Consider the following 18,715-nt stretch of genomic DNA (forward strand, 5'->3'; position numbering starts at 1 on the left):
CGTGACGGAAAGCGGGTGGAAACCGACGCATCGCGTCATGACGATGTTTTCCTGCGCTCTCCCAGGCACATTACCACCACGATGCCGATGATGATCAACACGGCCGCCAGCAGCCACTGGGACGGTTGCCCCGTCACCGCAGCGTAGTCCGAGGGCAACAAGTAATGATAAGCCAGCGCCACTTGCTGACCGTCGGCACCCATGCGGTAACTCGCCAGCTGGCGCCAGGGCCAGAGTTGCGGCAGCGACCCCAGAATGAAACCGACGATCGCCATCAGCGTGATCGCATGGTAGTGACGCAGCAGCCAGGACAGCAGGCGGGAAAAGGTGAACAGCCCCAGCAGGCAGCCGGCGCCGAAGATGGCGATCAGCCCGACATCGAAATTCTTGATGCCGCTCATCACGGTGCCGTAAAGCCCCATCACCAACAGCAGAAAACTGCCCGACACCCCCGGCAACAGCATCGCGCTGATGGCGATCGCACCGGCCACGAACAGGGTGGCATCGCCAGCCCGGCTCATGTCCGGCAGCAGGCTGGGCAAGAGCGCCGCGACCGAAAGCCCTGCCAATACCGGAAGCAGGTAGCGCCAGCGCCAATGGCCGACCTGCCGCATGACCGCCCACGCCGAGGCCAGCACCAGGCCGAAGAAGAACGCATTCAGCAGCAGTTGATGGTGCGACATCAGCCAGGTCACCAGATGCGCGATCGTCACCAGGCTGATGCCGATCCCCAGTACCAGCGGCACCAGAAAGCGTAGATTGAGGTAGGTGACCAGTCCGGCAAGCCCCTGTCGGCGCAAGACGCCGAACGCCCCCGGACCGAAGCGCTTGATGGTCTCGATCAGTTCCTCGTAGATCCCCACGATCAGGGCGATGGTGCCACCCGAGACGCCCGGCACGGCATCCGCCGCGCCCATGCCCATGCCTTTCAATACGGTTGTCGCGATGCGCTTCAACGAATGACTCCCTCAAGCAACGGTACGAAACGCACCTCTTCAAGACGCTGATGATCGAATGCCTGTCCACGTCGACGCACCCGGGTCAGCCACTGACGCCCTTCGCTGTCCGCCAGTGGCGCGATCAGCACACCACCATCCCGCAGCTGGGACAGCAGTGGCTGGGGAAGCTCGCTGGCGCACGCCGTCAGCAGAACGACATCGAACGGCGCCGCCTGCGGCCAGCCCATGGCGCCATCGGCGTGGCGCAGATGGACGTTATGCGCACCCAGCCGCGCCAGGCGCTGCTGGGCGCGGGACTGCAGCGCCGCAATACGCTCCACGCTCCAGACGCTCTTGACCAGGCGCGACAGGATCAGCGTCTGGTAGCCGGAGCCGGTGCCGATCTCCAGCACCCGTTGCGGCTCGGCCAGCGCGACCAGCTCGCTCATCCGGGCCACGATCCAGGGTTGGGACAGCGTCTGCCCCAACCCCAGGGGAAGCGAGGTATCTTCGTAAGCGCGATGGGCCAGGGCTTCATCGAGGAACAGGTGACGCGGCTCCGTCGCCATCACCTCCAGCACCTGCGCATGACGAATCCCGCCGGCCGATAGACGTTCGACCATGCGATTGCGGGTTCGTTGCGACGTCATGCCGACACCGCTCAATTCTTCAGGCGTGTGACAGACCATCCAGCCAGCCCTGTACGTCGTTCAGCGTTTCATGACGGGTCAGATCGGTTTGCAGCGGCGTGATCGAGACGAAGCCCGCCTCGATCGCCGCAAAATCGGTATCGGGTGCGTCGTCGGCGTTTTCCGAAACCGCCGCGATCCAGTAACGGTCGCGCCCGCGCGGATCCTTCATGTGGATCGGCCGCGATGCCGGACCGCGATACCCCAGCCGGGTCACCCGGAATCCGCGAATCTCGCTCCACGGCAGGTCCGGCACGTTAACGTTGAGCAGGCTGCGCGGCGGCAGCGACAGGTTTTCCGCAGCGCCGACCAGACTGGCGGCCACCCGTCCGGCGGTCTCGAAATGGCGCTGCCCGCAGAGCGAAATGGCCAGCGCCGCCATGCCCAGGTTACGCCCTTCCATGGCCGCGGCGACGGTGCCCGAGTACAGCACGTCGTCACCCAGGTTGGCGCCATGGTTGATCCCGGAGATCACCAGGTCGGGTCTTTCCTCCCAGACGCCGTTGACGCCGAGATAGACGCAGTCCGCCGGTGTGCCGTCGACGCTGTAGAACCCGTTGTCCAGCGCGGACAACGCCAGCGGGCGAGTCAGCGTCAGCGAGTTGCTGGCACCGCTCATGTCCCGATCCGGCGCCACGACTCTCAGCCGGGCGTGGCTTTCCAGCGCGCTGGCCAGGGCTTTCAATCCCGGAGCATGAACGCCGTCATCATTGGACAACAACAGTCTGCGCATCTTCTTTCCTCCTGGACGATGGTCGATACCGGCGACGTCAGATCAGCGTCGGGTGCCGAAACAGTTCGCGAAGCACCGAGGTGGCAAAGGCGCCTCGCGGTAAGGTGAAGGAGAGCCGGACCGCCTCTTCTTCCCTTTCCCAGCTGGCCTCCCCGAGCCGCAGCCGCAGCGGCCGCCGGTCGTGACGCGCCCCGGCCTGGACCAGACCGTCGCTCAGCTCGGCATGGCCGGTGGCGATGGACGTTTCCCGCTCGGCCACCTCGCCCTCGCTCTCCAGCCGGCCGACGCCCCACAGCGGCCCGGTGGGGTGCAGATCGCCGGCCTCGGCGCGGGCCAGCAGATCGTCGTCGACCTGCGCGCTGGCGAAGCGGCTCGCGGTGCCGTTCAGATTCAGCACGTCACCGGGCTGCGGGACACACCAGGTGCCATCGGCAACGCGCGCCGACAGCACCTGGTTGAAAAGATAGCTGCGAGCGGTGGAGAGCAGTAACCCCTGGGGATCCTGGCGTTTGCGCCAGCCCCGAGCCAGCAGTTGCCGGGCGCGCTGCAGGTTGCGCCCCGCCGGGCCGAAGCGCTGCGGGCCGAAGTAGTTGGGCACGCCCTCGGCCACCAGACGGTCCCAGCGCGCGCGGGTGTCCGCCGCGTCGATGGCTTCGCCCCGGATTCTCAGATGGAAGCGGTTGGCGCGGTGCACGCCGCGTTTCAGCTTGCGCGGGTGTCGCGCCGCCTCGAGACAGCGGACGCCCCGTTCGGCCAGGCCCGCATCCCACTCCGCCGGCGGCTCGCGACCGGGCAGCGCCAGCGAGAACCACTGCCGCGTCACCGCGTCGCGATCCTTGAGCCCGCTGAAGCCCACGTCCCGTACCGGGATATCGACTGCGCGGGCGAGCAGACGCGCCAGATCCGGCGTGGTCATCCCGCGCTTCTCCAGCCACAGCCACCAGTGCTCGCCGTGGCCCTCCGGGGCGAAATCGAACTGCTCCTCGACCTGGAAGTCTTCAGGGCGCTGGCGGTACTCGCCGGTAACAGTCGGCATGCTCGCGACATGGCACCAGTTCGGGGGCCAGACGTCGGCTGAGGGCGTCATCGCCGAATCGCTCATTTAGCGTCCGCGACCAGCAGTACCACCGCTTCCGCGGCGATGCCTTCACCGCGCCCGGTAAACCCGAGCCGCTCGGTGGTCGTCGCCTTGACGTTGACCGCCCCCAGCTCGACGCCCACGTCGGCAGCGATCGTCTCGCGCATGAGCGGGATCGACTCGGCCATGCGCGGCGCCTGGGCCATCAGCGTGGCATCGAGATTGCCGATCCGATAGCCGGCCTCGCGCACCAGCGCGACGACGTGGCGCAGCAGCGCGCGACTGTCGGCACCCTTCCAGGCCGGATCGGTATCCGGAAAGTGCCGCCCGATGTCGCCCAGTGCGCAAGCGCCCAGCAGCGCATCGCTGATCGCGTGCAGCAGCACGTCGCCATCGGAGTGGGCGACGAAGCCGCGGTCGAACGGCAGGCGAACCCCACCGATCATCAGATGGTCGCCCTCGCCAAAGCGATGCACGTCGAACCCGTGACCGATCCTGAAACTCATGCTTCCCTTCCTCCTTGTCCGCTGACGGCGCCTTGTCCGGTGACGGTTGGCGTCGGTCCCGACGCGGCTTCCGACTGCACGGCGAGTATGCGCGCCGCCATGGCCAGATCCTCGGGGTGCGTGATCTTGAGATTGTCGCGGCTACCGGCGACCAGTCGCGGCGCCAGCCCCATGGCTTCGATCGCCGAAGCTTCGTCGGTCACCGTCATGCCGGTGGCCAGTGCCGCATCGAGCGCCTGGCGCAGCAGATCGAAGCGGAACACCTGCGGCGTCAGGGCATGCCAGAGGCCGTCCCGCGGTTCCGTGTGGCTGATTCGCCCACGCTCATCGGCGCGCTTCATGGTGTCGGCCGCCGGTGTCGCCAGCAGCGCGCCGATCGCCTCGTCCTCGAGCGCTTCCCGCAGTGCCTGCAGATCCTCGAGGCGCACGCAGGGCCGGGCGGCGTCATGCACCAGCACCCAGTCGTCGTCCGCCGCCTGTTCCATCAGCGTCGCGAGGGCACGGCCCACCGTATCGGCGCGCTCGTCGCCACCACCGACACGCTGCCACTCCGCGAAGGGAACGTCGTCGGGATCGAAGTACTCGTCGTCGGGATCGAGACAGAGCCGCAGAGCGGCTTCGGGAAAGGCCTGATGCAGGCGTTCGAGCGTGCGTGCCAGGACGCTTCTGCCCTGTAGCATCAGATACTGCTTGGGCCGGTCGGCCTTCATGCGCTGTCCGCGACCGGCGGCGGGTACGATCAACCAAAGCGTCATGGCTGGACGACCCCCGTGCGCGCTGCGGGTCCGTCATCGGGATCCTCGACACCAGGCACCCAGAAGAACTGCTCGTCCTCGCGAACCATGCCGATATCGCTGCGCGCCCGCTCCTCGATGGCATCGAGCCCGTTCTTGAGGTCGACGACTTCGGCAGCGAGACGGGCGTTGCGCGCGCCGAGCACTTCGGTATCGCCTTCCAGGGTATCAGCGCGGGCCTGGATGTCGTTGAATTCCCGGATGCCACCCTCGCCGAACCACAGCCGGTACTGCATCAGCCCCAGCATGATAACCAATACCACAATGACCCATTTCCACATCGCCAAGGCTTCCGGTCGGCACGATTCATTTCGGACAGTTCATTCCCGACAGGCCACGGCCCTCGGGAAAGGGCGCAGCAGGCCGCTGTCGGAGCGCGGCTCATTATGCCATCATCGCCGCATGCGGCCCACCGCCACGACCGAATCCGGAATCGACGATCTCATGTACAAACTGGCCTTCTTCGTTCCCGAATCCCATCTGGAAAGCGTCAAGGACGCGGTGTTCGCCAGCGGCGCCGGACGCATCGGCGATTACGAGGCGTGCTGTTTCCAGATGCGTGGCGTGGGCCAGTTCCGGCCGCTTCCGGGTGCCCAGCCTCATATAGGCGATGTCGGTGCGCTGGAAAGCGTCGAGGAGTATCGGGTCGAACTGGTCTGCGAGAACCGCCTGATACGCGCTGCGATCAAGGCGCTGATCGACGCGCATCCCTACGAGGAGCCGGCCTACGACGTGTGGCCGCTGAGCGATCCGGATTCCCTGCCCTAAATTTGACAAGATCGGTCCGAGACAGGATCGCCATCTCGCGGCCCGAGGGCGCGCTCAGGCGGAGCCGAGGTAGCGCTCCCTCTCCTCCTTGCCGATCTGGCTGAGATGCAGCTCGAAGGTACCCTGACGCCGATCATCGAAGAAGTGGCGCAGCGTGCGTTCGATGGTGGGAAAGGCCAGTTCGTCCCAGGGGATCTGGGTCTCCTCGAACAGTTCGACCTCGAGACTCTCCGGCCCGGCGGCGAAATCGCCGTTGAGATTGCCGAGAAAGATCATGTACACCTGATTGATGTGCGGCAGGCTGATCAGGGTATACAGTGTCGGATCGTCGACGACGGCACGGGCCTCTTCGCGGGTTTCCCGCAGCGCCGCCTGCTCCACGGTTTCCGCGTTCTCCATGAACCCCGCCGGCAGCGTCCAGAAGCCCTTGCGCGGCGCGATGGCGCGACGGCACAGCAGGATGCGCTCCCCGGCTACCGGCAGCGTGCCGGCCACGATGCGCGGATTCTGGTAATGGATGGTATGGCAGGCATCGCACAGGAACCGGGGGCGGTCGTCGCCGTCCGGAATCGCGAAACGCACGGTATGGCCGCAATGGCTACAGTAGTTCATAGAGTCTCGGGTTTATAACGCCTCGCGTGTCGGAGGGTTTCGAGTTCGCAGGAGCCGCCAGGCACCGTCGATCGGCACGTTGGTCAGTCCAGGGTCTGTTGAGTCAAATCGCATGTTAGAGAAAGTCCGTGAACGCCTGCAAGCACATCGCCCGCGTCGGTTGGACGGCGCCTACCCTCAGGCGGCCGTGCTTCTCCCCATCGTCGCGCGCCCCGAGCCAACGCTGCTGTTCACCCAGCGCACCGCGCATCTGACCCAGCACGCCGGCCAGGTCGCCTTCCCGGGCGGCAAGCGGGAGCCGGAAGACCGGGATCTGCTCGCCACGGCACTGCGGGAAACCCACGAGGAGATAGCCCTCCAGCCTGGACAGGTCGATGTCATCGGGCGTCTGAGCGACGTGATCTCGCTCCATGGCCTGCGCGTGACGCCTTTCGTCGGTCTGGTCGAGCCAGACCTGCCGCTGAAGGCGGAGCCGGGTGAAATCGCTTCGATCTTCGAGGTTCCCATGCGTCACTTCATCGATGACCATCGTAGCCATACTGATGTCATTCCGGTCGACGATCAGCCCTGGTACGTACCCAGCTATCTTTTCGAGGACCGCATGATCTGGGGGTTGTCGGCCATGATGCTGGTGGAGTTGCTGGCCGTGGGCTTCGAAAGCGATATCGCGCTGGACCGCAAACCCACGCAAGGGGAGTTGCGCTATCATCCGCAGCGCCGACGCCACACCACGGCGCGGTCAGGCCAGCCCGGCAAGATTCCGGAGTGAGTGCTTCATGACCCCCAACGACGCCCATCACGCCTTCTGGGACAGCGCCCAGCTATCCGCCTTGATCGATGGACTGGTGGAACGCGGCTGGTACGTCGGCACACGTTTTCTCGCCCCGGCGCTGTGCCGGGACCTGCTGGAGGAACTGCAGCTGTTGCATCGGCAGGCGGCGCTTCAGGAAGCCGCCATCGGCCGTGGGGACGAACGCATGCTGCGGCGCGACATTCGCGGCGACGCCATCCACTGGCTGGATCGGGAAAGCCTGGCGCAACGACGCTACCTGGCGCTGATGAGCGAACTCCAGCAGCAGATCAACCTCGCGCTCTATGCCGGATTGTTCGAATTCGAGGCCCACTTTGCCCACTATCCGCCGGGCGCCTTCTATCGCAAGCACTACGACAGCTTTCGCGGCCGGGCCAACCGCGTCATTTCGACCGTGCTCTATCTCAATCCGGACTGGCCCGCCGACGGCGGTGGGGAGATGGCGCTCTACGACGAGCACGAACCCGAGCGCGAGGTCGCCCGCGTGCATCCGGAGGCCGGCACCTTCGCCTGCTTTCTCTCCGACCGCATTCCCCACGAAGTGCTGCCGACGCGCATGCCCCGAGTCAGCATCGCCGGCTGGTTCCGCCGCAATGCCTCGCTGGGCGGCGTGATCGATCCAGCCCGCTAGTCGGCCGCCGGTCTATTCGGTCGCCGGTCTATTCGGTCGCCGACGTCTGGCGACTGGCGACGCTTTCTCGCTTCTCGGTCGTGAAAGGTGTCGCGGGGTCGTCTTCCACGTCGTTATCCATATCGCTCTCCATATCACCGGGAAGCGCCGTTTCCACGTCCGGCACCAGCTGCGACAGGTCTTCCATGTGTTCGTGCTCGATCGCGCCCTGCACCAGCTCGTCGGTCACGCTGAGCTCGGCACCCACCACCGACTGCTGCGGGTTGGAGGTAAACGGCGCCATCGGCATCGGCGCCGGACGCCGACTCCGACGCCAGACGAAGAATGCCACCAGCACCACGCCGAGCCCGGCCAGCGCCACGAACAACCCCGCGTTGCCGGTATGAATCATCAGCGGCGTGATCAGCGGCGGACTGAGGGTCGCTCCCAGCGCATTGATCAGCAGCAAGCCCTGGCTCATCCGCACCAGCGCGCCGGCCGGTGCACGGTCGGCCGCGTGGCTCACCGCCACCGGATAGAGTGCGAACACGCCACCACCAATCAAAAACAGCATGGCCGCCAGCAGGCCGGGCAGATCCGGCACCAGCATCACCCCGCCACACAGCACTGCCAGTACGCCACCGATCAGAATCAGCACGATCTGACGGTCATGCCGGTCGGACCAGCGCCCGATGGGATATTGCAGCAACATGCCACCCAGAATGACCACCGCCATCATCTCGCCGATCTGCTGCACCTCGAAGCCACTGCGCTGCAGATAGAGCGGCAACAGACTGTAGATGGCCGAAACCGCCAGCCCCGAGCCGAAACAGCCCATCACACCGGTCGGCGTGACGGTGATCAGCCGCCAGGGCGACAGCGGCTCGGCGTGCTCGATCAGCGGCGAGACCCGCGGAATCATGCCAAGCGGCAGCACCGACAGCGACGCCAACATGGCGATGATCATGAATGGCTGGCTGGCACCGGCATGGTCCGCCACGCCCAGCAGCAGTTGCCCGATCACCCCGGCGCCATAGAGCGCGATCATGTAGAGCGCCAGCAGCCGGCCCCGAACCCGGGTATCGGCCGCGGTCAGCAACCAGCTTTCGATGACCAGATAGACACCCAGCGTCGCCCACCCACCGATCAGGCGCAGCGTGAACCACAGCTCGGCGTTGAGCCACATGCCCTGCAGCAGCACGGTTACCGCTACCAGCGATGCGAAGCAGGCGTAGGCGCGAATATGGCCGATTCTCAACAGCAGCCGATCATTGAACAGCGCGCCGATCGCCAGACCGATGTAGTACGCGGCAGATACCCAGCCGATGGTGGTAACGGACTCACCGGCCGCGTCCAGGCGCAGGGTGATCAACGATGCCAGAAAGCCGTTGCCGATCCCCAGGATGAAGAGACCGAGTAGCGGTGCCAACGCCATGGAAAGCAGCTGCCGAGACATAAGGCCAAGAACCTCGAAAATGCACTTTGAATAAGGCCGGCGATTCGTGCAGGCACGGCAGCCGACGGTTCCAAACGGATAGGCTAGAACAGATGAGACGCTCGCGCCGTCGCGGCGCCTTCCCGGATGGCGGTTCGATCGTCGAAAGAAAACCCGCCCCGAGAGGTCGAGAGCGAGCGAACTATACGCCGGCCATCGCCCCAAAAGAAGTCGAAAAAACGTCGATAAATGCGCCTATTGCGCCACTTTGGCGCAACCGCCGACTCGCCATTATCTGGCGTTATCCAAATTCGCTTTTTGACAAACACGAACGACATCAAGGCGACGCCTGACGTAAAGACAAGATTCGGCGCCAACCGCCAGCGGCTTTTTGCCACAGGACGGCGTATGCTTGGACTATTCTAGCCATTAGCGTGCTAATTCGCGCCCCGCTCCCCTGCCTCACGACCAGGTCACCATGCCCGCAGACACCACCGACAGTCCCGACAGCCCCGTTTATCGCCAGCCCGGTTTCGCCCCCTTTCTCGCCTCGCGCCTCTGTGCGGTCTTCGCCATGCAGATCCAGGCGATCGTGGTGGCATGGCAGGTCTACGACATTACCCACGACCCGCTGACGCTGGGCTATGTCGGCCTGGCCCAGTTCCTGCCCATGGTGGTGCTGTTGCTGCCGGCCGGCGATGTCGTCGACCGTTTCGACCGCAAACGGATCCTGCAACTCAGCTGGGCCGCCCAGGCACTCTGCAGTGGATTGCTGATTCTGCTGTCGCTGAAACAGCCCGACTCCGCGGTGCCGTTCTACGCGGTGCTGGTGTTGTTCGGCGCTGCCCGGGCCTTCACCGGGCCAACGCTGCAGAGCCTGCTGCCGCAGATCGTGCCGCGCGATCAACTGGGCAAGGCGATCGCCCTCAACTCCTCGATCATGAAGATCGGCGTGATCGGCGGCCCCATGCTCGGCGGCCTGCTGTACGCCTTCGGCCCGACGCTGACCTACAGCGTCAACCTGGGCTGCTTCCTCGTCGCCCAGCTGGCGCTGGCCGGCGTGCCGGTGCGCTATGCCTTCGAGCGCATCCAGACCGACGATACCGCCTGGCAGCGCTTTACCGCCGGCATCCATTACATCCGCAACAAGCCGGTGATCCTCGGCGTCATCTCGCTGGACCTGTTCGCCGTACTGTTCGGCGGCATCGTTGCGCTGTTACCGGTCTACGCCCATGAAATTCTGCATGTCGGCCCGGAGGGGCTCGGCGCCCTGCGCAGCGCCATCGCCATCGGCGCCTTTCTGATGGGGCTCTATCTCGGCGTGCGCGCCATCAAGCGCCATGCCGGCATGATCATGTTCGCCGCCGTCGCCGTGTTCGGCCTCGCCAACCTGGTCTTCGCGCTCTCCCACTGGTTCTGGCTCTCGTTCGGCGCCCTGCTGATCGCGGGCGCGGCGGACATGATCAGCGTCTACGTGCGCCTGACCCTGCTGCAACTGGCGACGCCGGACGAGATGCGCGGCCGGGTCAACGCCGTCAACATGCTGTTCATCGGCGCCTCCAACGAGCTCGGGGAGTTCGAATCCGGCGTCACCGCGTCGTGGTTCGGCACCGTGCCGGCCGCGGTCATCGGCTCCGTCGGCACGCTGGCGATCGTCGGTCTGTGGATGTGGAGTTTCCCGGTGCTGAGACGCGCCGACCGCCTCGACGGCATCGAAGAGGAGCCGGTGGACGCCCCTGCCACGGCAGCCACCGGCAAGTCGGCGTGATGACTCGAAGCATGGCGTCCCCGTTGTTTTCCGGGATAACGCCATCGCTCGAACCAGTGTTACTTGAAATATTCAAAACCTTATCAATAACAATCAATTAAAAACGACATACTGGCTCGCCATTACCGTTTTGATGAGTGCCGACACGTCCAAAAACTCGATACGTTGCTCATACTTCGTAGCAGAAGAACCATTCTTGTCGCCTGCCCCACGAAACCCCGAAGCTAACCCCGTAAAACCCAGGCCAAGGCCAAGCGCGACCGCCCCCTAATGAAGCGGTCCGCCTTTTCGTTTTCGGACCCCTTACGCAGGCGATAACTTCATGAACCGGCCCGCTTTATCGTTCTCGATCGATGGCAATGTCGCTATCGAGCCCCCATCTTTCGCGATGCAACCGAAGCCAGTACGGCAACTCGACACCTCGCAAATCTCGTCATCGTCGGAAGTCCATTGGCAGCGATTTTCCGTCGCTTACGATTACCCCATCGCTTTTACCCGGGAGATATTTTCTCCCGACAATCCTCTGCTGGCCGACGTCATCTCGCGCAAGGAGCCGCGCAAGACCCACCGCTGCCTGATTTACGTCGACGCCGGCATCCCCGCCACCTGGCCGGATCTGGAAACGCGGATCAACGCCTACTTCGCCACCCATGCCAGCCGAATGAGCCTGCTCGCGGCGCCAATCACCGTGCCGGGCGGGGAGGCGATCAAGGCCGACCTGAAGACGGTCAACGGCGTGCTGGAAGACATCCGGCGCTACGGTGTCGATCGCCACGCTTATGTCATCGTCATCGGCGGCGGTGCGGTGCTGGATGCGCTCGGCCTCGCGGCCGCCATGGGTCATCGCGGCGTGCGCCTGATCCGTCTACCGACCACCGTGCTGTCGCAGAACGACAGCGGCGTCGGGGTCAAGAACGCCGTCAATTTCCAGGGTTGCAAGAACTTCATCGGCACCTTCGCCCCGCCGTGGGCCGTGCTCAACGACTTCGACTTCCTGTGCACGCTTTCGCGCCGCGACCGGCTCGCCGGCATTGCCGAGGCGATCAAGGTGGCGCTGATCCGCGATGGCGCCTTCTTCGACTGGCTGGAGGCCAACGCCGATTCGCTGGCCGAATTCGATCCACGCACCGAGGAGATCATGATCCGCCGCAGCGCCGAGCTGCACATGCAGCAGATCGGCCGTGGGGGCGATCCGTTCGAGCAGGGTTCGTCGCGCCCGCTGGATTTCGGTCACTGGTCGGCGCACAAGCTCGAGGCGCTGACTCATCACGGCATCAGCCACGGTGAAGCCGTCGCCATCGGTATCGCGCTCGATGCTCGCTATTCCGTGCTCAAGGGTCTGCTGCCCGCCGGCGCAGAATGGCGCGTGGTGTGGCTGTTGAAGCGTCTGGGCCTGCCGGTCTTCCATGCCCAGTTGCTGGAGATCGGTGACGACGGCCAGCCTGCCATCCTGGCGGGCCTCAGGGAGTTCCAGGAACATCTCGGCGGCGAACTGACGATCACGCTGCTGGCCGGCCTGGGCCGTGGACACGATGTTCACAGGATCGATGACACCATGATGACAGCCGCGATCGACTGGCTGCGCGAAGAGGCGAACCGCCATGCAGCTGCCTGACGATCTGGGTCAACTGACCTACTGTCTCAACATCCACCCGACCCAGACCTGGGAAGCGGTGCGCGGCGCCCTGCTCGGGCCGGTCAAGCGCGTGCGGGATGCCCTCTCTCCCGACGCGACCTTCGGCGTGGGGCTGCGCCTTTCCGCCCAGGCGCTGGAGGAGCTTCGCGCCCCCGATGCCCGCGCCGAACTCAAGGAGATCCTCGCGCGGGAGAACTATCGCGTGGTGACCATGAACGGCTTCCCGTTCGGCCCCTTCCACGGCATTCCGGTCAAGCAGAACGTCTATCAGCCCGACTGGAAACAGCGGGCTCGGCTGGACTACACCTGCTGGCTGGCCGACCTGCTGGCGGAGCTCGGCGTCGCCGGCGATACCGTGAGCCTGAGCACCGTTCCCGGCACCTACAAGCCGCTGGCCGAAGGCGCGGAAGCCGAAATGGCCGATAACCTGCTCAAGGCCGTCTCCCACTGCATCGAGCTCGCGAGCCGGACCCGGGTGACCATCGCCATCGCCCTGGAGCCCGAGCCCCACTGCTTCCTGGAGACCATCGAGGAAACCGTGGCGTTCTTCCGCGACTGGCTCTATTCCGACGCTGCCGCCGGCCGATTGAGCGAGCTCAGCGGGCTGTCGATCGACGAGGCGAAGCAGGCGCTGCCGCGGCATCTGGGCGTCTGCTACGACGTCTGCCACGCGGCGGTGGAATTCGAGGATCCGGCCGCCAGCATCGAAGTCCTGCGCACGGCCGGCATTCCTATCCACAAGCTGCAGCTGAGCGCGGCGCTGCGAATCCCGCGATTCGACGCCGCGAAGCGAGAGGCGCTGGCGCCGTTCTGCGAACGGACCTATCTGCATCAGGTCGTGGTCGCCGGCGAAAGCGGACTGGTGCGATACGCGGACCTGCCCGAGGCGCTGGCTGACGAGGCCCGCATCGACGGCGAGGAGTGGCGGATCCATTACCACGTGCCGATCTTCGTGGAGACGATCCCGCCGTTCGAGACGACGCAGTCGTTTCTCGCCGAGATTCTCGCCCTTCATCGTCAGCAACCGATTTCGCAGCATCTGGAAGTGGAGACCTACACATGGCAGGTATTACCGGAGACCCTACGCACCGAGAGCGTGGAGAAGGCGGTGACTCGGGAGCTGACGTGGGTCAAGCAGCAGCTGATCTGAGCGCATCCGGTTTAGAAACACCGGATTCGAAAACGCCGAATTCGACGTCACGGCGCTCGAAAACCCGCGTGTGGCTGGAGCTGGGGCGGGTTTCCAATCTCCCCACGGTCTGGAGCAACGTGCTGGCCGGCGCCGTGCTCGCTGGCGCGAGTGCCGGCGCGCTCTGGCAGTCCACCACGGCCCTGCCGTTGCTGCTGGCCCTGACGCTGTTCTATCTCGGCGGCATGTATCTCAACGACGCCTGCGATGCCGAGATCGATGCCCGCGAACGCGCCGATCGCCCGATCCCGCGAGGAGATATCGACCGCCTGACCGTCGCGCTGCTGGGAGCCGGGATGCTCGCGCTGGGGAGCCTGCTGCTGTTCATGAGCCATCTCTCCGCCGGGCTGACGGGGCTGGCGCTGATCGCCGCGATCCTGAGCTATGACTGGTGGCACAAGCGCATCGGCTGGAGCCCGCTGCTGATGGGGGCGTGCCGTCTGTTGACCTATCTGACCGCGGCGCTGGTCGTCACCAATACGCTCAACGACATGGTGATCTGGGGAGCGATCGGCCTTGCCTGCCATGTCATCGGCCTGACCTACGCCGCTCGCCAGGAAGCCTACGACCGGCTGGGCGCGGCCTGGCCGCTCGGCGTGCTGGCCGTGCCGGTTGTGTTCATGCTGGCCACCATGCTGACCGGGCCCGAACCCTCGCTGCTCGCCCTGGTGCTGTGGCTGGGCTATCTGGTCTGGGGCGGGCGCTGCCTGATGTGGCTGTTCCGCCGGGCGCCGGGAGACGTGCCTCGCGCCGTCGTGGGCCTGATCGCCGCGATTTCGCTCTATGACGCCACGCTGATGGCGACCATGGGCGCGACCGCCATGGCATGGCTGGGGGTGCTGGCCTTCGCTGCGACGCTGGCGCTGCAAAGGGTGACCTCCGGGACCTGAGGTCGAGCTCGGTCGGCGTCGCTATTCCAAGGTGAACGAGGTCGGACAGACATTTATCCCGACGTCAACGAGGCCGGGCAGACATCTCCTCGATGTCTGCCCGGCCTTTTTGTGATGCGTCATATTGGGCGCGACGTACACTCGTCTCAGGCGCTGGTGACATCGGTAGCGGTCTGGCGTGACGCCATGTCGCTCTCGTCGCCCTCGAACACATGCGCCAGTACCAGCGCCTTGAAGTCCGTCGCGTCGACCGCGCCGTCGGGCAGCAGGCCCGCCTCCGACGAGATCACCAGTGGCCCCATGGCGGGATCGTCGGTGATCCGGCCGTGGGCGCCCTTGACCAGCGCCGTGTCCTTGAGCGAGATGACATCCAGCAACTGGCGCATGCCCAGCTTGCGCTTGGCCAGACGCCACCCGGCCGACAGCTTGGGCGACTTCAGCGCCGGGTCGAAGAACAGCTCCACCGGGTCGTATCCCGGCTTGCGATGGATGTCGACGGTGCGCGCGTAATCCGGCGCTCTGGCGTCGTCCAGCCAGTAGTAGTAGCTGAACCAGCGATCCGGCTCGGCAATCGCCACCAGCTCTCCCGAGTTGGGATGATCGAGCCCGTGCTCGCGCTTCTCGCGATCGCCCCAGACCGCTTCCACCCCCTTCAGCCCTTCGAGCACTGCCCTCACCTTCGGAATCTCTTGCGGATCGCGGACGTAGACGTGCGCCACCTGATGATCGGCCACCGCGAAGGCCCGCGACGCGCCGGCATCGAGCTGTTCGCGCTCCTTCTCCCTGCGCACCGCGACCAGGCCTGCTCTGCGCAGGGCGCGATTGATATGGATGGCGTCGCACACTGGCGTGATCCCGTACTCGGACACGACGATGACCCGCCGCCCTTCACGCTCGGCCGCATCGATCAGTTCGCCGCACAGGGCATCGACATCGCGTAGATCGCGCTGCAGTTCGGGGTGAGACAGATCCGGCCCCAGCCGCTGGAGGTTGTAGTCCAGATGCGGCAGATAGGTCAGCGTCAGCGTCGGATCGCGGGTTTCCATGACATGGCGCGTGGCATCGCTGATCCAGCGACTCGAGGAGATGTCGGCCATCGGCCCCCAGAAGGTGAACAGCGGAAACGTGCCCAATCGCTCGTCCAGCTCGTCGTGCAGCGCTGGCGGATGGGTGTAATGGTCGGGCAGCTTGCGACCGTCGGCGGGATACATCGGCCGGGGTGTCGCGCTCCAGTCCGCTGTCGAATACATGTTGTACCACCAGAACAGCTTGGCGCAGGTAAAGTCGGGGTTCTGCCGCTTACCGGCTTCCCAGATCTTCTCCCCCGCCACCAGCCGATTGGACTGCCGCCAGAACCACACCTCGGACAGATCGCGGAAATACCAGCCGTTGGCCACGGCACCGTGCCCGCCTGGCGACAGACCGGTCATCAGCGTCGCCTGAACGCTGCAGGTCACCGCAGGTGTCACGGTGTTGAGCGGCCTCGATCCGCCACGTTCGGCGAGACGTTTCAGGGCCGGCGTATGCTTGCCGACCAGTTGAGGCGTCAGCCCAACTACCAGTATGACGAGAGTCTTATTCATGATGTCTGCCTGCCGATTCATCCATGGATACCAACCGTCACAAGACGATCGAAATGATATGTAAAGGCTGCATATCAGCTGGGAAGACGCCAGACAATTGGCAATAGTTCCGGCACGACATTTTGAGGAATTATCAGGAAAAAAGCGGTGGGACTTCCGATCAAAAGAATCAGAATTCCGGATTTTAAAGCACCAGAAAACCCACATTAAAAAAGGAATCCATCCCGAATAAAGGGCCTTCAATTGGCCAGATAATTGAGCTTGGGGATTGTTTTATCCAGCCGATAGAGTAACGCCAATGACAATCGTGTCGGACGCTTACATGACCGTTACATGCTTCGAACTCCTCCGCGACTGGACCTGCCGCCAGGCACTCGATCAGGCCGACTGGCTGGATGAACGCTATGCCGCGTTCAGCCGGGGCGCCAACGAGCAGGATCTTCATCTGTTCCTCGGCCTGGCGCCGCGACGACTGGGCAAGCAGGACCTGATACTGTCGTCTGAGGATCTGGCACTGGCGAACCTGGCCTATCCCGGTTGGAACCCCTCGGGCTGGAGTCTCGATGGCGCGGCCCGTGTCGCCGCCCTGCTCGCGTTCGAGGGCCCACGCCCGTTCGCCGCCATGTTCCAGGACCTGGTCAGAACCGCCGATGCCCACGAACTGGTCACGCTATACCGGGGCCTGGCGCTCTATCCCCGGCCGGCATCGCTCGAATTCGAAGTGGGCGAAGGGCTGCGCTCCAACATGCGGGCGGTGTTCGAGTCCATCGTTCATCACAACCCCTACCCGCGCGATCACTTCGACGAACATCGATGGAACCACATGGTGCTCAAGGCGCTGTTCATCGGCAGCGGGCTGGGCGCCATCGTCGGCCTCGACGAACGCGCCAATGCCGAACTGGCGAGAATCCTGCTCGACTACGCCCAGGAGCGCTGGGCGGCCGGGCGTCAGGTCAGCCCGGAGCTGTGGCGCTGCGTCGGGCCTTTCGCGGAGCGGGTTTCGGCCTACGCGGCCCTGCAGCGCGCGCTGGCGGGCACCCCGGCGGAACGCGGCGCCGCCACCCTGGCATTGATCGCCGCCGACACCCCTGTCGCCCGAGATCTGCTGTCGACGGCACCGGACACCACCGCGCTGGCGGCGGACGGCCGCCTCGACTGGAACCACCTTACCCTGCAAGAGGCCGTCTGAGATGTTCATCGATCCCCACGCCCACATGGTGTCTCGCACCACCGACGACTACGAGGCCATGGCCGCGGCCGGCATCGTGGCGCTGGTCGAACCCGCTTTCTGGGTCGGCCAGCCGCGCACCTTCGTCGGCACCTACGTCGACTATCTCTCGTCGCTGGTCGGCTGGGAGCGCTTCCGCGCCGGCCAGTTCGGCATCCGCCACTACTGCACCATCGGCCTCAACTCCAAGGAAGCCAATAACGAGGCCTTGGCGGAAGGCGTCATGGAGTGGCTGCCGCGCTTCGCCATGAAGGAAGGCGTCGTTGCCATCGGCGAGATCGGCTACGACGAGCAGACGCCGCTGGAAGACAAGTATTTCCGTGCCCAGCTGACGCTGGCCCGAGAGCTCGGGCTGCCGGTGATGGTGCATACGCCGCACCGCGACAAGAAGCGCGGCACCTCGCGTTCGATGGACGTGTGCGAAGAGATGGGACTGGATCCCTCCTGGGTGGTGATCGACCACAACAACGAGGAGACGGTTCGCGAAACGCTGGACCGGGGCTACTGGGCCGGCTTTTCGATCTACCCGTCGACCAAGATGGGCAACGCGCGCATGGTCGAACTGCTCAAGCAGTATGGCGGGGACCGCATCATCGTCGACAGCGCCTGCGACTGGGGAATTTCCGACTGTCTGGGCGTACCCAAGACTGCACGGCTGGCGCTCGAATCCGGCATCGCCGAATCCGTGGTGCGTCAGGTCACCTACGAAAACGCGCTCACCGTCTACGGCAAGAGCGGCCAGATGCAGGCCTCCGACTGGCTGAATCCGCCGCCCATCGACCAGCGCACCCTGTTCGAGGGCAATTCGATCCTGCGTGGCGGCCGCGACCCCCTGGTCGAGACGCCGGCCCGGCATCGATGCGACAGCCTGCACGGCGACGATCTACTGATCGAGTAGCGCTCGCGACCTCGAGCCACCCTAGCCATTTCCACCCGGACTGGCACCCGACGCCTCTCGACGGCAAAATGCGGCAACTACCGCATGCCGACGAGAGGAATCTCATGTCTTCGCCGACCGATAACGTCGTCGCCGAGTCGAACCCCGAAGCGAGGCGACCGGACACCACGCTGGCCATGATCGTCTACGCCCTGCTGCTCGGCGTCTTCGTGACCGGCATTACGCCGGTGATCGGCGTGATCATCGCCTACGTCTATCGCGGCAACGGCCCGCGCTGGCTGGACGAGCACTATCGCTACCATATCCGCACCTTCTGGATCGGGCTGCTCTACGCCTGCATCAGTTGGGTACTGGCTTTCGTGCTGGTCGGTTTCGTGCTGATGGCGCTGCAGGCCGTGTGGCTGATCGTGCGCTGCGTCATCGGATTCAAGGCACTGCAGGAACGTCGCGCGCCGGAAAGGGTCGATAGCTGGCTGTGGTAAAGCCGGGTGTGATGTCTGAACGTGAAGCCCGCGTGTGAAGATTGGGTGTGAAGCCCGGGTGTGAAGA

20 protein-coding genes are annotated in these 18,715 nt (G+C 64.9%); 10 read left to right on the forward strand and 10 right to left on the reverse strand.

Annotation, left to right across the window (positions count from 1 at the left end; translation table 11 throughout):
- Positions 1-35: 35 nt before the first annotated feature.
- The 7 genes from R3F72_RS00960 to R3F72_RS00990 are packed head-to-tail and all read right to left on the reverse strand — an operon-like array spanning position 36 to position 5,001.
- A complete protein-coding gene (locus R3F72_RS00960) occupies positions 36-956 on the reverse strand; it encodes a DUF368 domain-containing protein (RefSeq protein WP_256961023.1) in 921 nt (306 codons plus the stop codon).
- Complete coding sequence (locus R3F72_RS00965; protein WP_256961021.1) at positions 953-1,588, reverse strand: protein-L-isoaspartate(D-aspartate) O-methyltransferase; 636 nt, start codon at positions 1,586-1,588, stop codon at positions 953-955. The genes R3F72_RS00960 and R3F72_RS00965 overlap by 4 nt, the downstream gene beginning before the upstream one ends.
- A 19-nt stretch (positions 1,589-1,607) precedes the next feature.
- A complete protein-coding gene (gene surE / locus R3F72_RS00970) occupies positions 1,608-2,360 on the reverse strand; it encodes a 5'/3'-nucleotidase SurE (RefSeq protein WP_087717782.1) in 753 nt (250 codons plus the stop codon).
- A gap of 37 nt (positions 2,361-2,397) precedes the next feature.
- Complete coding sequence (gene truD / locus R3F72_RS00975; RefSeq protein ID WP_332778690.1) at positions 2,398-3,447, reverse strand: tRNA pseudouridine(13) synthase TruD; 1,050 nt, start codon at positions 3,445-3,447, stop codon at positions 2,398-2,400.
- An 11-nt stretch (positions 3,448-3,458) separates the two neighbouring features.
- Positions 3,459-3,944, reverse strand: a complete 486-nt coding sequence (ispF, locus tag R3F72_RS00980) for a 2-C-methyl-D-erythritol 2,4-cyclodiphosphate synthase (protein WP_087717781.1) — start codon at positions 3,942-3,944, stop codon at positions 3,459-3,461.
- Positions 3,941-4,699 carry a 2-C-methyl-D-erythritol 4-phosphate cytidylyltransferase gene (gene ispD, locus R3F72_RS00985; protein ID WP_332778691.1) on the reverse strand — a complete coding sequence of 253 codons (759 nt, stop codon included), beginning with the start codon at positions 4,697-4,699 and terminating at the stop codon, positions 3,941-3,943. Before ispD ends, ispF begins: the two co-directional genes overlap by 4 nt.
- Positions 4,696-5,001, reverse strand: a complete 306-nt coding sequence (locus tag R3F72_RS00990; protein ID WP_306298776.1) for a septum formation initiator family protein — start codon at positions 4,999-5,001, stop codon at positions 4,696-4,698. Before R3F72_RS00990 ends, ispD begins: the two co-directional genes overlap by 4 nt.
- Positions 5,002-5,182: 181 nt before the next feature.
- Between R3F72_RS00990 and R3F72_RS00995 the strand changes: the two genes are divergently transcribed.
- The gene (locus R3F72_RS00995; protein ID WP_087717842.1) at positions 5,183-5,506 is read left to right on the forward strand and encodes a Nif3-like dinuclear metal center hexameric protein; all 324 of its coding nucleotides are present in this window, start codon (positions 5,183-5,185) and stop codon (positions 5,504-5,506) included.
- 54 nt (positions 5,507-5,560) lie between these two features.
- Here R3F72_RS00995 and R3F72_RS01000 read toward each other — a convergent pair whose 3' ends face one another.
- Entirely contained in the window at positions 5,561-6,118 is a 558-nt protein-coding gene (locus tag R3F72_RS01000) for an NUDIX hydrolase (RefSeq protein WP_087717778.1), read from the reverse strand.
- A 112-nt stretch (positions 6,119-6,230) separates the two neighbouring features.
- Between R3F72_RS01000 and R3F72_RS01005 the strand changes: the two genes are divergently transcribed.
- Both R3F72_RS01005 and R3F72_RS01010 read left to right on the forward strand, forming a co-directional pair.
- Complete coding sequence (locus tag R3F72_RS01005; protein WP_087717777.1) at positions 6,231-6,887, forward strand: CoA pyrophosphatase; 657 nt, start codon at positions 6,231-6,233, stop codon at positions 6,885-6,887.
- A gap of 7 nt (positions 6,888-6,894) precedes the next feature.
- Positions 6,895-7,560, forward strand: a complete 666-nt coding sequence (locus R3F72_RS01010) for a 2OG-Fe(II) oxygenase (protein WP_087717776.1) — start codon at positions 6,895-6,897, stop codon at positions 7,558-7,560.
- A gap of 28 nt (positions 7,561-7,588) precedes the next feature.
- Here the strand turns inward: R3F72_RS01010 and R3F72_RS01015 are convergent, their stop codons facing one another.
- Positions 7,589-8,995, reverse strand: coding sequence for an MFS transporter (locus R3F72_RS01015; RefSeq protein ID WP_332778692.1), 1,407 nt, complete (start codon positions 8,993-8,995; stop codon positions 7,589-7,591).
- Positions 8,996-9,452: 457 nt separating this feature from the next.
- On the opposite strand from R3F72_RS01015, the gene R3F72_RS01020 reads away from it, so the two are divergent.
- The 4 genes from R3F72_RS01020 (at position 9,453) to R3F72_RS01035 (ending at position 14,457) form a co-directional block, all read left to right on the forward strand.
- Complete coding sequence (locus R3F72_RS01020; protein ID WP_332778693.1) at positions 9,453-10,742, forward strand: MFS transporter; 1,290 nt, start codon at positions 9,453-9,455, stop codon at positions 10,740-10,742.
- A 322-nt stretch (positions 10,743-11,064) separates the two neighbouring features.
- Positions 11,065-12,357 (forward strand): 3-dehydroquinate synthase, encoded by a 1,293-nt coding sequence (locus tag R3F72_RS01025; RefSeq protein ID WP_332778694.1) that lies wholly within the window; start codon positions 11,065-11,067, stop codon positions 12,355-12,357.
- Positions 12,344-13,528, forward strand: a complete 1,185-nt coding sequence (gene eboE / locus R3F72_RS01030; protein WP_332778695.1) for a metabolite traffic protein EboE — start codon at positions 12,344-12,346, stop codon at positions 13,526-13,528. Before R3F72_RS01025 ends, eboE begins: the two co-directional genes overlap by 14 nt.
- 68 nt (positions 13,529-13,596) lie before the next feature.
- The gene (locus R3F72_RS01035) at positions 13,597-14,457 is read left to right on the forward strand and encodes a UbiA family prenyltransferase (protein WP_332778696.1); all 861 of its coding nucleotides are present in this window, start codon (positions 13,597-13,599) and stop codon (positions 14,455-14,457) included.
- 146 nt (positions 14,458-14,603) lie between these two features.
- On the opposite strand, the gene R3F72_RS01040 is transcribed toward R3F72_RS01035, so the two are convergent.
- On the reverse strand, positions 14,604-16,040 hold the full coding sequence (locus tag R3F72_RS01040) for an alkaline phosphatase family protein (protein WP_332778697.1): 1,437 nt from the start codon (positions 16,038-16,040) through the stop codon (positions 14,604-14,606).
- A gap of 322 nt (positions 16,041-16,362) precedes the next feature.
- Between R3F72_RS01040 and R3F72_RS01045 the strand changes: the two genes are divergently transcribed.
- From R3F72_RS01045 to R3F72_RS01055, 3 genes are all read left to right on the forward strand, one after another.
- On the forward strand, positions 16,363-17,229 hold the full coding sequence (locus tag R3F72_RS01045) for an EboA domain-containing protein (protein ID WP_332778698.1): 867 nt from the start codon (positions 16,363-16,365) through the stop codon (positions 17,227-17,229).
- Position 17,230: 1 nt separating this feature from the next.
- Positions 17,231-18,166: a TatD family hydrolase gene (locus R3F72_RS01050; RefSeq protein ID WP_332778699.1), complete on the forward strand. Its 936-nt coding sequence runs from the start codon at positions 17,231-17,233 to the stop codon at positions 18,164-18,166.
- A 104-nt stretch (positions 18,167-18,270) separates the two neighbouring features.
- A complete protein-coding gene (locus R3F72_RS01055; protein ID WP_087717768.1) occupies positions 18,271-18,648 on the forward strand; it encodes a DUF4870 family protein in 378 nt (125 codons plus the stop codon).
- Positions 18,649-18,715 lie beyond the last annotated feature (67 nt).

This window comes from Salinicola sp. 4072 (genome assembly GCF_036663415.1).
In the GTDB taxonomy this organism is placed as follows: domain Bacteria; phylum Pseudomonadota; class Gammaproteobacteria; order Pseudomonadales; family Halomonadaceae; genus Salinicola; species Salinicola salarius_A.

What these genes read in the sequence shown, in the direction of transcription:
- R3F72_RS00965 (WP_256961021.1), bottom strand. Translation starts at nt 1,588, where the DNA reads ATGACGTCGCAACGAACCCGCAATCGCATGGTCGAACGTCTATCGGCC.
- surE (WP_087717782.1), bottom strand. Translation starts at nt 2,360, where the DNA reads ATGCGCAGACTGTTGTTGTCCAATGATGACGGCGTTCATGCTCCGGGA.
- truD (WP_332778690.1), bottom strand. Translation starts at nt 3,447, where the DNA reads ATGACGCCCTCAGCCGACGTCTGGCCCCCGAACTGGTGCCATGTCGCG.
- ispF (WP_087717781.1), bottom strand. Translation starts at nt 3,944, where the DNA reads ATGAGTTTCAGGATCGGTCACGGGTTCGACGTGCATCGCTTTGGCGAG.
- ispD (WP_332778691.1), bottom strand. Translation starts at nt 4,699, where the DNA reads ATGACGCTTTGGTTGATCGTACCCGCCGCCGGTCGCGGACAGCGCATG.
- R3F72_RS00995 (WP_087717842.1), top strand. Translation starts at nt 5,183, where the DNA reads ATGTACAAACTGGCCTTCTTCGTTCCCGAATCCCATCTGGAAAGCGTC.
- R3F72_RS01000 (WP_087717778.1), bottom strand. Translation starts at nt 6,118, where the DNA reads ATGAACTACTGTAGCCATTGCGGCCATACCGTGCGTTTCGCGATTCCG.
- R3F72_RS01005 (WP_087717777.1), top strand. Translation starts at nt 6,231, where the DNA reads ATGTTAGAGAAAGTCCGTGAACGCCTGCAAGCACATCGCCCGCGTCGG.
- R3F72_RS01010 (WP_087717776.1), top strand. Translation starts at nt 6,895, where the DNA reads ATGACCCCCAACGACGCCCATCACGCCTTCTGGGACAGCGCCCAGCTA.
- R3F72_RS01015 (WP_332778692.1), bottom strand. Translation starts at nt 8,995, where the DNA reads ATGTCTCGGCAGCTGCTTTCCATGGCGTTGGCACCGCTACTCGGTCTC.
- R3F72_RS01020 (WP_332778693.1), top strand. Translation starts at nt 9,453, where the DNA reads ATGCCCGCAGACACCACCGACAGTCCCGACAGCCCCGTTTATCGCCAG.
- R3F72_RS01025 (WP_332778694.1), top strand. Translation starts at nt 11,065, where the DNA reads ATGAACCGGCCCGCTTTATCGTTCTCGATCGATGGCAATGTCGCTATC.
- eboE (WP_332778695.1), top strand. Translation starts at nt 12,344, where the DNA reads ATGCAGCTGCCTGACGATCTGGGTCAACTGACCTACTGTCTCAACATC.
- R3F72_RS01040 (WP_332778697.1), bottom strand. Translation starts at nt 16,040, where the DNA reads ATGAATAAGACTCTCGTCATACTGGTAGTTGGGCTGACGCCTCAACTG.
- R3F72_RS01045 (WP_332778698.1), top strand. Translation starts at nt 16,363, where the DNA reads ATGACCGTTACATGCTTCGAACTCCTCCGCGACTGGACCTGCCGCCAG.
- R3F72_RS01050 (WP_332778699.1), top strand. Translation starts at nt 17,231, where the DNA reads ATGTTCATCGATCCCCACGCCCACATGGTGTCTCGCACCACCGACGAC.
- R3F72_RS01055 (WP_087717768.1), top strand. Translation starts at nt 18,271, where the DNA reads ATGTCTTCGCCGACCGATAACGTCGTCGCCGAGTCGAACCCCGAAGCG.